Source organism: Phenylobacterium sp. (assembly GCF_004799395.1).
GTDB lineage: Bacteria > Pseudomonadota > Alphaproteobacteria > Caulobacterales > Caulobacteraceae > Phenylobacterium.
The window spans coordinates 1-11407 of sequence record NZ_SSMZ01000234.1; the positions used below are offsets into that span (position 1 = coordinate 1).

8 protein-coding genes are annotated in these 11407 nt (G+C 67.6%); 3 read left to right on the forward strand and 5 right to left on the reverse strand.

Annotated elements, in window-relative coordinates:
- Positions 1–65 precede the first annotated feature (65 nt).
- A complete protein-coding gene (locus E8A12_RS14660) occupies positions 66–1997 on the forward strand; it encodes a peptidase M61 (protein ID WP_293370057.1) in 1932 nt (643 codons plus the stop codon).
- Between the two features lie 5 nt (positions 1998–2002).
- Here the strand turns inward: E8A12_RS14660 and E8A12_RS14665 are convergent, their stop codons facing one another.
- The 3 genes from E8A12_RS14665 to E8A12_RS14675 form a co-directional block, all read right to left on the reverse strand.
- The gene (locus tag E8A12_RS14665) at positions 2003–3835 is read right to left on the reverse strand and encodes an aspartyl protease family protein (RefSeq protein WP_293370060.1); all 1833 of its coding nucleotides are present in this window, start codon (positions 3833–3835) and stop codon (positions 2003–2005) included.
- 107 nt (positions 3836–3942) lie between these two features.
- On the reverse strand, positions 3943–5772 hold the full coding sequence (locus tag E8A12_RS14670) for an aspartyl protease family protein (protein WP_293370062.1): 1830 nt from the start codon (positions 5770–5772) through the stop codon (positions 3943–3945).
- Positions 5773–5856: 84 nt separating this feature from the next.
- The gene (locus E8A12_RS14675) at positions 5857–6765 is read right to left on the reverse strand and encodes an alpha/beta hydrolase (RefSeq protein ID WP_293370065.1); all 909 of its coding nucleotides are present in this window, start codon (positions 6763–6765) and stop codon (positions 5857–5859) included.
- 139 nt (positions 6766–6904) lie between these two features.
- On the opposite strand from E8A12_RS14675, the gene parE reads away from it, so the two are divergent.
- Both parE and E8A12_RS14685 read left to right on the forward strand, forming a co-directional pair.
- Positions 6905–8968: a DNA topoisomerase IV subunit B gene (gene parE / locus E8A12_RS14680; protein WP_293370067.1), complete on the forward strand. Its 2064-nt coding sequence runs from the start codon at positions 6905–6907 to the stop codon at positions 8966–8968.
- Between the two features lie 134 nt (positions 8969–9102).
- Positions 9103–10302 carry a TIGR03118 family protein gene (locus E8A12_RS14685; protein ID WP_293370069.1) on the forward strand — a complete coding sequence of 400 codons (1200 nt, stop codon included), beginning with the start codon at positions 9103–9105 and terminating at the stop codon, positions 10300–10302.
- A 66-nt stretch (positions 10303–10368) separates the two neighbouring features.
- Here the strand turns inward: E8A12_RS14685 and E8A12_RS14690 are convergent, their stop codons facing one another.
- Positions 10369–11142 carry a LytTR family DNA-binding domain-containing protein gene (locus E8A12_RS14690; RefSeq protein ID WP_293370072.1) on the reverse strand — a complete coding sequence of 258 codons (774 nt, stop codon included), beginning with the start codon at positions 11140–11142 and terminating at the stop codon, positions 10369–10371.
- Positions 11132–11407, reverse strand: a 276-nt coding sequence (locus E8A12_RS14695) for a hypothetical protein (protein ID WP_293370074.1), incomplete at its 5' end; no start/stop codon positions are given. The genes E8A12_RS14695 and E8A12_RS14690, both read right to left, overlap by 11 nt.

Sequence of the window (11407 nt, forward strand, 5' to 3'; positions counted from 1 at the left end):
GGTTGAGCTTTGCCACAAAGCGGCCCTAGATCGAGAAATCCTTCCCTTCCGTAAGGTCGCCGCCGTTGAAGTCAGCCCTGTTCGCCTGCGCCACCGCCCTCGTGCTCGCCGCGACCGTCCCTGCCCTCGCACAGAGCCCGGGCCCACAGCCCTATCCGATGCCGCCGAAGACTGAGGCGCCGCAGGATACGCCCTATCCGGGGCTCTTGAAGGTGCAGGTGGACGCCACCGACCTCGACCACCACATCTTCCGCGTCCATGAGACCATCCCGGTCTCCAAGTCCGGGCCTATGACCATCCTCTATCCGCAGTGGCTTCCCGGCAATCACTCGGCCAGCGGACCGCTCAAGAACATCGGCGACATCGAATTCCACGCGGGCGGCAAGAGTGTTCCGTGGATGCGCGATCCGGTGGACGTCTTCGCCTTCCACATCGACGTGCCGCCCGGCGCCGCCAGCGTCGACATCGACTTCGACTTCCTCTCCGCCGTGGCCGGCGACGAAGGCCGCATCGTCATGACGCCGGAGATGCTGAGCCTGCAGTGGATCGATCTGGCCATGTATCCGGCCGGCCACTTCAACCGCCGCATCCAGATCGAGCCCAGCGTGCGTTTCCCCGAGGGCTGGACGCCGTTCTCGGCCCTGGAGACCAGCGGGACCGAAGGCGGCGTCACCCACTACAAGGCCGTGGACTTCGACGTGCTGGCGGACTCCCCGATGATCGCCGGCCGCTACGCGCGCCGGATCGACCTGGATCCCGGCGCCGCCGTGCCGGTGCACCTGGACGTCATCGCAGACCGGCCGGAACTGCTGGAGGCCACTCCGGACCAGATCGACAAGCACAAGGCGCTCGTGCAGCAGGCGTACAAGCTCTACGGCTCGCAGCACTACAACCACTACGACTTCCTGTTCTCGCTTTCCGACCGGATGGGCGGCAGCGGCCTGGAGCACCACCGCTCCAGCGAGGACGGCACCATCCCCGACTACTTCACCGGCTGGAACAAGAGCCCGGCCTCACGCGACCTCTTGGCGCACGAGTACACCCACTCCTGGAACGGCAAGTTCCGCCGGCCGGCGGATCTGTGGACGCCGAACTTCAACGTGCCGATGCGCGGCTCGCTGCTCTGGGTCTATGAGGGCCAGACGCAGTACTGGGGCTTCGTGCTCTCCGGCCGCTCGGGCCTGCTCACCAAGCAGGAGGCGCTGGACGCGCTGGCCGCTACCGCGGCGACCTACGCCAACCGCGTCGGCCGCGACTGGCGCAGCGTCGAGGACACCACCAACGACCCGATCGTGGCCTCCCGCCGCCCGCAGCCCTGGACCTCCTTCCAGCGCAGCGAGGACTACTATTCGGAGGGCCAGCTGGTCTGGCTCGACGCCGACACGCTGATCCGCGAGAAGTCCGGCGGCAAGAAGTCGCTCGACGACTTCGCCAAGGCCTTTTTCGGCATCGACAACGGCAACTGGTCGGAGGTGGTCTACACCTTCGACGACGTGGTCGCCGCGCTCAACAAGGTCGAGCCCTACGACTGGGCCAAGTTCCTCAACGAGCGGATCAACCAGGTGGCGCCCAAGCCGCCCCTCGACGGCCTGGCCCGCGGCGGCTGGAAGCTGGTCTACACCGAAACCCCCACCGACTATTTCAAGTCCGCCGAAGCGCGCCGCCACTCCACCGACCTGACCTATTCGCTGGGCCTCGTGCTCGGCCGCGACGCCGACATCACCCAGGTGCAATGGGACGGCCCGGCCTTCAAGGCGGGCCTGACCATCGGCGGCAAGCTCTTGGCCGTGAACGGCATCGCCTATGACGCCGACCGGCTGAAGGAAGCCATCACCGAGGCCAAGAAAGGCGGCGGGCCGCTCAACCTGCTGATCAAGAGCGGCGACCACTACAAGACCGTGGAGGTGGATTACCACGGCGGCCTTCGCTATCCGCGCCTGGAACGGATCGAGGGAACGCCGGACCTGCTGAGCGCGATCTATACGGCGAAGAAGTAGCTGACCTAGGGCGTGGCGGCCACCGGCCGCCCGCCCGCGACGTCGCCCGGCGCCAGACCATAGCTCTTCATCTCGCGCTCAATCGCCGGCTGAACGGCCGTGGCTGCGGCGATATCGGCCTGACCTTCAGTGGCTTGGCCCTTCTTCAGCTTGGCCAGTCCGCGGCCATACAATCCCCACGGGCTCTTCGGCTGCAAACGCAGCGTGGCGTCGTATTCCTTGATGGCTTCGTCGTACCGGCCCAACCGAAATAGAACGAGCGCGCGGGTCTCAGACGTGACCGACAGTTTTTGGTTGTGCTTCATGGCCGCATCGCAATCCGCCAGCGCGGCATCGAGTTGCTTGCCCCACAGCGCCCGTGCGCGGCAGCGCCCTTCGAGCGCTGCGGGATCGAGGTCGTCGTTCGGATGGGCCGCGATCCAAGTATCGAGCTTCTGCACGGCCTGCTCATATAGTCGGGCGCGCACATAGGTGGCCGCGAACCGCAAGGGCATTTGCTTGTCCTGCGGCGCGAGCTTGAGGGCCGCGTCGAAGTCCGCCTCAGCCGCAGTGGTGTCCTTTGACGAAAGGTAGAGTTCGCCGCGTATGGACAACGCCCGTAGGTCGTCAGGTTTCAACTTCAGCGTCTGGGACAGATCGGACATCGCCAGCACAGGCTCGAGATTGTTCAGTCGCGCCATCGCACGGTCGTAGTAGTGGCGGCTTTCGTTCGGTTCCAATTCGATTGCGTGGCCGAAGTCGGCGATGGCCGCCGGATATTCGCGCCGCGCCGCGGACGCGGCGCCTCGCCGGCTAAACTCGTCGGCGGTCTTAGGCCCTTCCTGCTGTGCCGCGGCCCCTGCGGCTGATGAGCCGGACGCTGCGGGACCCGCGTCCGCAACACGGCTCCCGGACGGCTGGCCCAGCCGGAAAACTGGGCCGCCGCTGTAAGTGAAATAGACCTTCCGCTGGCTCCTCGCGACCATGACCCTGTGAGAAAGGAGGAAGTCGTCGCCGAGAAGCATGTCTGCGCCCGGCAGTTCGCGATCCGAGATCCTTATTCGGGCGTTCTTGATACTCTCGTCCCCAAGGGCGAACTCTTGGAAGAGGCCAATCGAGGTCTCGATCTTCCGGCTGCCGATCCCGCCGCCAATGCCTGCGGAGACAACGCCATCAGACGATGCGGTTACACCGGCGCGCGCTGCTGCGGCGCGGCTAAGCAGGGAGGTCGATGCACCGCTATCGAATACGACGCGAATGTCGTGCCCGTTGAGCTTGGCCGACGCGATGATGTGCGGCTTCGTCGGCGTCTGGTCTTCGATGGCCAGGCTGGATAGCGCCATCCCCGCCGCCCAGTAGGCCAAGTTGGCGTGTTCGCAATCCTTACCGCGGAATAGCCGGATCACGCCGTTGGCTAGGTCGAATTCCATGTCCGTGGCGCCCAGGATGTTCTGGCCGATCAGGCCCGCCGCTCCAGGGCCATAGCCTTCGCCCGAAACCAGGAACTCGATGCCCTTGATCGGGACGCCGGCGTAGGTGAACTCCTCAACTCGGCTGACGCGCGCGCCTTGATCGCCGCCTACCCCCTTTATGTAGAAGCCGAACGGCGCCGCGGTCGTCTTGAGCCCGAACTTCGGCGGCGCGTCCGCGGCCAGCATCGAATAGAATGCCCCACTGTCGACGAGGAACAGCGCATCCTTCCCATTGATCTTCGTGGAGATGAGCGGCCGCAGCCCCTCCATGGTCACAGGCAAGTCAACGAGCTTGACGAACTTGCAAGCCTCCGCGGCCTGCGCCACCGCTCCCGCGATCAAGAGGAGAAGGACGCCCAGCGCCGGTGCGGCGAGTCGGTGAAGCATCCGCAACCCTAACGGGAAACTGGCCGCAAGGAAGAGACCATCACCCGCCCAGCTTCCCGTCCATCTACGGGGTTTAGGCCGGTGGGCGAGAGCTCCTAAGGGCCCGGTTAGGCCCCGGCAGCCTTTGCGTCTGCTTCGGGGGCCATGCCGAAGCGCTTGAACTCCGCCGGCAGGGCGGGCGCGATGGCCACGGCCGCGGCGATGTCGGCGTCTCCCGCCGCCTTGTCGCCCTTCTTCAGTTCGGCAACGCCGCGGCCGTAGAGGGCCATCGCAAGGCGCGGCTGCGCCTTGAGCGCGGCGCTGTACTGCGCGATTGCCTCGTCCAGCCGCCCCTGACGCAGCAGCACCAGGCCACGCGATTGCATCACCCCAGACGTCTTGTCCTTGCGAATCGCCACATCGCAATCCGCGAGCGCGACGTCCAACTCCTTGCCCCACGCGCCCCGGGTGTAACAGCGCGCGGCCAGGACCGTCGGCAGGTCATCGCTTTTGGGATGGGTCGCCACCCATGCGTCGAGCTGTTCGATCGCGGGTTGGAAGAGCCCGGCCCGCGAATAGGCGAAACCCGCCTGCGCCGGCAGGTCGGCGTTTTCCGGCGCCAGCTTGATCGCCTGCTCGAAGTCGGCCTTACCCCGCTGCGCGTCGCGCGCCTGGAGGTAGAGTTCGCCACGACGCATCAAGGCCTCCGGGTCGTTCGGCTGGCGTTTCAGCGCCTCATCCAGGTCAGCCATCGCCAAGACGGGCTGGCGCGCACCCAGCCGCGCCATGGCGCGCGCCCGATAGTAGGGGCCGTTGTCCGGCTCCAGCGTGATTGCCTGGCTATAGTCGGCCACCGCCCGCTCATACTCACGCCGCGCGGCGAAGGCCGAGGCGCGGCGTGCGAAGTCGGGGGCGGTTTTGGGCGCCTCGGCGCCGGCGGCGTCGGCCGGCGGCGCATTCGCCGCCACCGAGGCCGCCGCCGCCGCATCGGCCTTCGCGAGCTGCGCGCCGCTGGTGTCGTCCAGACGGAACACCGGACCACCATTGTAGGTGAAATAGAGTCTCTTCTGCGAGTTGGAGACCAGGACGCGGTGCGACAGGAAGAAATCCATGCCCAACAGCATGTCGCTGTCGCCCATCCGCAGATCGGTGACCCGCAGCTTCGTGTTCTTGATCTCCTCGTCGCCAATCTTGAAGCTGGCGAAGGGCGCCAGGAAGACCTCGATGCTCCGGCCCGCGATCCCGTGTGTAGTGCCGGCGGCTGACACCCCTTCCGTGGTGACCTGAATGCCGACCCGCGCCGCGGCGGGACGGCTCAGCATCGAGACCGGGGCGCCCGTGTCGAGGGTCACACGGACAAAATGGCCATCGACAGTCGCGGTGGTGTTGATCTGCTGGATGAATCGCCCCGGTTGGTCGATGCGAGTCCGCGACATCGCCTTGCCCTGCGACCAGTAGGCTAGGTTGGCATCGCCGCAGCCCTCGCCACGGAAGAAGCGGATGATGCCGTTGGCGAGGTCGTACTCGACGTCGAACGGCCCCAGGATGTTCTCGCCCATCAGGCCCGACACACCCGGCGCGCCCACCCGGCCGCCGGCAAGGAACTCGATGTTATGGAACATGGCGTTGGCGAACAGAAAATCGTCCGCCTTCACCGCCCTGGCGCTCTCTGACCCGCCACCGACGCCGCGGACCTCCATGCCGAACGGCGCCGGCGTCGAGTGCATGTTGAACTGCTGAGCAGCCTCGTCGCTGACGTTGCTGAAAAAGGCGCCGCTATCGAGGACCATTTTTGTGTCATGGCCGTTGATCTTCACAGAGACGAACGGGCGCAACCCTTCCATCGTCACCGGCACCTCGGCGATCTTCTGGAACTTGCACTCGGCCTGAGCAGCCGAGGCCGCCGCGAACACGACGCCTGCCAACGCCGCACCCGTCACAAACCCCTTCGTGAGCATAGTCACCCCCCGATACACGTCACTCGACTCAACCCATTGGCGAGCCAGGTCGAAGGTTTGTCGAGCGATTGTTTCTTCGCTTTCTCAGACCAGTTTCCCATCCATCCAGGCCCCGGCCGCGGCGATCGCGCGGCGCGCAGCGCCGAGTTGGCCGCCGAAGGCGTGCCAGACGTGGATCATCTCCGGCCAGACCTCCAGGCGCACCTCGACGCGGGCGTGGCCGGCGCGTTCAGCCAGCAGTAGGCTGTCGCCCAGCAGGGCCTCCTCGGAGCCGACCTGGATCAGCATCGGGGCGACGCCGGCCAGGTCGCCGAACACCGGCGAGGCCAGCGGGGTCTTGGCGTCCGTCCCGCCCAGATACTCCGCCGCGGCCTCGTCCAACCGGTCGCGGGCGATCATCGGGTCGTCGCCGGCCTTGGTCTCATGGGTGGCGTGGGATTGGGTGAGGTCCGCCCAGGGGCTGATCACGAACAGGCCCGCCGGCTGCGGCAGGCCCTCGTCCTTCAGCTTCAGCGCCGTGGCGAGCGCCAGGCCGCCGCCGGCGCTGTCGCCGGCGATGATCGTGCGCTCCGGCCACACCCCCTCAGCCATCAGGTGGCGATAGGCCTCCACCGCGTCGTCCACCGCAGCGGGGAATGGGTGTTCGGGCGCCAGGCGGTACTCCAGCGACACCGCTGCCGAGCGCGCCGCGTCGGCCAGCCGCGCGACCAGGGGCCGGTGGCTGCGCGGGCTGCCGCCCACGTAGGCCCCGCCGTGCAGATAGAGGATCCGTCGGCCTTCCACGGCGCCGGTGGGGACGATGCGCTCGGCCTTAACCCCGCCGATCGCCATCGGTTCGTGGAAACAGCCCGGCGGCAGGGAGCCCATCTCGCCAAAGGCGTCCGCGGCGGCCCGCCGTTCCGCCCGGCTCGGCAGGGGTTCGCCCGGCGCCGGCTGGCGCGAGGCCAGCAGCGCTCGCACGCCCGCGATCTCCGGGTCCTTCCAGCTCGACATGCCCTTCCACCCTTTTCTTTGGATTGGAGCGCGGCAACCGGCGGCTGTCGAGCGGGATTGCAACCACGCCGCATTGCGTTCGCGAGCGCGGCGATTCATATCGGGCTCACCCCAGGAATCGTCCCACCTTAGCCGCCAGATGTCGCCTCCCTCCAAGTCCTCCGCCCAGCCGGTCCCCGACCTGTTCGATACGGCGATGAACCCCGCGCCCGTTTCGCCGCTGGCCGAGAGCCATGAGCCACGCCCGGCCCCCGCCGCATCGGTGGCCGCCGGCGGCTATTCGGCCAAGGACATCGAAGTCCTGGAAGGCCTTGAACCGGTTCGCAAGCGGCCGGGCATGTACATCGGCGGCACCGACGAACGGGCTCTCCACCACCTGTTCGCCGAGGTGCTGGACAACGCCATGGACGAGGCCGTCGCCGGCCACGCCAAGGTGATCTCGGTGCGTCTGGACGCCGACGGGCAGTTGACCGTGACCGACGACGGCCGCGGCATTCCCGTCGACCCGCACCCCAAGCATCCCGGCAAGTCGGCGCTGGAGGTCATCATGACCGTCCTGCACTCCGGCGGGAAGTTCTCCGGCAAGGCCTACGAGACCTCCGGCGGCCTGCACGGCGTCGGCGTCAGCGTCGTCAACGCGCTCTCGGAACGGGTCGAGGTCACCGCCTGGAAGGACGGCTTCGAGTGGCGCCAGGCCTTCACCCGCGGCAAACCCCTGGGGACCATCGAGAAGCTGGGGCCCACCCGCAAGCACGGCACGGCCATCGCGTTCACGCCCGACCCGGTGATCTTCGGCGAGGGCGTCGCGTTCAAGCCGGCGCGGCTCTACCGCATGGCGCGGTCCAAGGCCTATCTGTTCGGCGGCGTCGAGATCCGCTGGTCCTGCGACCCCAGCCGGATCCACGACCAGACGCCAGCCGAGGCGACCTTCCGCTTCCCCAACGGCCTGGCCGACTTCCTCGCCGAGCGGATCAAGGACATCGAGACCGTCACGCCGGAACCGTTCACCGGCCGCTACGAACGCACGGGCGAGGCCGGCAAGGTCGAATGGGCCATCGCCTGGACGCCGGCCGGTTTCGGCGAGGCCGACGGTTTCCTGCAGTCCTACTGCAACACCGTGCCGACACCGGAGGGCGGCACGCATGAGGCCGGCCTGCGTGCGGCGCTGACCCGCGGACTGAAGGCCTATGCCGAACTGACCGGCGAGAAGCGCGGGACCATCCTCACCGCCGACGACGTGATCGCCCAGGCCGGCGCCCTGGTCAGCGTGTTCATCCGCGACCCGGAGTTCCAGGGCCAGACCAAGGAACGCCTGTCCTCCGCCGAGGCCCAGCGCCTGGTGGAGACCGCGCTGCGCGACCCCTTCGACCACTGGCTGACCGCCCAGCCGAAGGTGGCCTCCGCCCTGCTCGAGTTCGTCATCGAGCGCGCCGAGGAGCGGTTGAAGCGCCGCAAGGACAAGGAGGTCGCCCGCGCCAGCGCCACCCGCAAGCTGCGCCTGCCCGGCAAGCTCGCCGACTGCTCCAACTCGGGCACCGAGGACAGCGAGATCTTCCTGGTCGAGGGCGACTCAGCCGGCGGCTCGGCGAAACAAGCCCGCGACCGCAAGACCCAGGCGATCCTGCCCCTGCGCGGCAAGATCCTGAACGTCGCGTCGGCGACTTTGGATAAACTCGGCCAAAACAAAGAGTTGAGCGATCTTCTTCTGGCGCTTGGGGTTCAGGGCGGCGCCAAGTTCAAGGAAGAGGATCTGCGCTACGAGCGCGTGGTGATCATGACCGACGCCGACGTCGACGGCGCCCATATCGCCAGCCTCCTGATCACCTTCTTCTACCGGACCATGCCCCAGATGATCCGCTCGGGCCGCCTCTACCTGGCCCTGCCGCCGCTCTACCGCCTGAGCCATGGGACCAAGATCGTCTACGCCCGCGACGACGCCCACCGCGACGAACTGCTGGCCGGCGAGTTCAAGGGCAAGAAGCCGGAGATCAGCCGCTTCAAGGGCCTTGGCGAGATGATGCCCGCGCAACTGAAGGAGACCACCATGGATCCTTCGAAGCGCACGCTGGCCCGCGTCACCCTGCCCCGCGCCGAGGAACTGGTGGAGGAGCTGGTGGAGAACCTCATGGGCCGCAAGCCTGAGAGCCGCTTCCGCTTCATCCAGGAAAACGCCGAGTTCGCCACTGCCGACCTCGACGTGTAGAGCCGTTTCCCCGCCAAAATCGCCGGGTTCGTCGGCGCAAAGGCCCGCTCGTCGCGCAGCTGCGCAACGGCGTTCTCCCAAGGCCTAGTCTTCGCTCGTCCGGGGCGCAGGGGCGCCGCGGGGAGGACCTGATCATGAGCCATTTCGCAAATTCCCGTTCCTGGCGCGCCGCCCTGCTCGCGGGCGCCGCACTCGCCCTTGGCGCGGCGCTTGCCGCGCCCGCGGGCGCCTCCGGCTACGCCCAAACCAATCTCGTGACCGACAACCAGGCCGCTCTGGCCGCCGCCGGCTATGCGCCAGCCGCCCACGTCGACCCGAACCTGATCAACCCGTGGGGTATGGACCGCTCGCCCACCGGCGAGTGGTGGGTGTCCAACGCGGGCTCGGCGACATCGACCCTCTACAACGGCGCCGGCGTGCCCAGTTCATTGGTGGTCAACACGCCCCAGAACGGCGGCGGCGGCCCGGCCGGGCCGACCGGTCAGGTCTATAACGGTGGTTCGGGCTTCGTCCTGCCAACCGGCGGCCCCAGCCGCTTCATCCTCTCGAACCTGGACGGCTCGATTTCCGCCTGGAACGGCGCCCAGGGCTCCAACGCCGTGGAGGTGGCGCCCGGCCGCACAGGCGGCAACATCGCCGCATACACCGGCCTCGCCATCGGCAGCGTCGGCGGCTCGTCCTACCTCTACGCCGCCAACAACATCACCGGCGGCATCGACGTCTATAACCAGAACTTCGCCCTCACCAGCCTGGGCGCCAACGCCTTCACCGACCCGAATGCGCCGCAAGCCGGCCTCGCCGCCTTCAACGCCCAGAATATCGGCGGGAACATCTTCGTTACCTACGCCGTGGGTGGTCCCCCGTCGGCCAATCAAGGCCTGGGTTCAGGTTATGTCGACGAGTACGACTCCAGCGGCAACCTGATCCAGCGGTTCACCGGCCCCGATCTGGACTCGCCCTGGGGCATCGCGCTGGCGCCGAGCGATTTCGGCCAATTCAGCAACGACATCCTGATCGGCAACTTCACCCATGGCGCGGACGGCTTCATCAACGCCTTCTCGCAGGACGGCGCCTTCCAGGGCCTGCTGACCGACTCCAGCGGCAATCCCATCGCGATCGACGGCCTGTGGGCCCTGGAGTTCGGCAATGGCGCGGCCGCCGGCCCCGCCAACGCGCTCTACTTCGCCGCCGGCATCACCGACGAAACCCATGGCCTCTTCGGCGCAATCACGGCAGTGCCCGAGCCCTCGTCCTGGGCCTTGATGATCCTGGGGGTAGGCTTTACGGGAGCCGGCCTCCGCGCCCGACGCCGACGGTTCCCCGCCGCCGCCTGACGGCTCGTTCGGATTGTCGAGATCGGCGCCCGGCCAACCCCATGGCCGGGCGCCGCACATTGCGCGCTACATGTGCTTGAAGAGCTTGCGGTGCGCCTCGCTCACCGTCAGCCGCTCGGGCCGCGCCTTCAGCTTCAGCACCGTGCCGCCGGCGATGGTCCGCGACACTGAGGCGATCGCTTCCACATTGACGATCGTCGAGCGGTGGATCTGCCAGAAGCGCGCCGGGTCAAGATCGGCGATCAGATCCTTGATCGAGGTGCGGATCAGCGCCTCGCGCCCTTCGGTGAAGACGCTGGTGTATTTGGTGTCGGCCCTGAAGTAGCAGACGTCGCCCACCATGATCAGGTCGACGTCGGCGCCGCGCGAGGCCTTGATCCAGGTCAGGTAGGGCTTGGGTCGCGCAGCGGCCAGGTCGCGCAACAGATCAGCGATCGGCGGCGGGGCGGCTCCAAGGCGCTCCTGCACTCGCCGCAGCGCTGCCCCCAGCCGCGCAGTGTCATAGGGCTTCAGCACGTAGTCCACTGCGCCCTGCTCGAACGCCGCCACCGCATAGGCGTCATAGGCGGTGAGGAACACCACCTTGCAGCGGTCCGCCAGCTGCTGGGCCACCTGCAGGCCGTTCAGTCCGGGCATCTGGATGTCCAGGAACATGACCTGCGGCCGGTGGAGGTCGTACATCGCCAGGGCCTCGACACCGTTCGAGACCGCGGCGGCTACGCTCAGCCGCGGCCAGAGCGCGCCCAAAAGCGCCTGCAGTTGCTCGCGCAGCACCGGCTCGTCCTCAGCGATCACCGCCGTGACGGCCACGCCCGGGCGCAGGGGGCGCTCAGCGGCCATGGGCGGGCTGCTTGAGCTCGATGATCAACGAACGGACGGCCGAACCGCCGACGTTTTCTGTCTCGTGCGTCACCGCATCGGACCAGAAGACGTCGCCGGGCTTGTTCTCGGCGATGAAGGTCTTGCCGCCCTCGGTGACCTTCACCTTCGCCGCGGTGAGCAGGACGGTGAGGTGCGCCGGATGGCTGTGCAGGCCGGAGCCGCAGACCCCCATGCCGGGCCGACCGGTGAACTCCAGGACGCGGACGCTCTCGTTGTCGAGAAC

Bases quoted from the DNA above. Each gene is read 5' to 3' on its own strand.
- E8A12_RS14665 (WP_293370060.1), bottom strand. From the start codon at position 3,835: ATGCTTCACCGACTCGCCGCACCGGCGCTGGGCGTCCTTCTCCTCTTG.
- E8A12_RS14670 (WP_293370062.1), bottom strand. From the start codon at position 5,772: ATGCTCACGAAGGGGTTTGTGACGGGTGCGGCGTTGGCAGGCGTCGTG.
- E8A12_RS14675 (WP_293370065.1), bottom strand. From the start codon at position 6,765: ATGTCGAGCTGGAAGGACCCGGAGATCGCGGGCGTGCGAGCGCTGCTG.
- parE (WP_293370067.1), top strand. From the start codon at position 6,905: ATGTCGCCTCCCTCCAAGTCCTCCGCCCAGCCGGTCCCCGACCTGTTC.
- E8A12_RS14685 (WP_293370069.1), top strand. From the start codon at position 9,103: ATGAGCCATTTCGCAAATTCCCGTTCCTGGCGCGCCGCCCTGCTCGCG.
- E8A12_RS14690 (WP_293370072.1), bottom strand. From the start codon at position 11,142: ATGGCCGCTGAGCGCCCCCTGCGCCCGGGCGTGGCCGTCACGGCGGTG.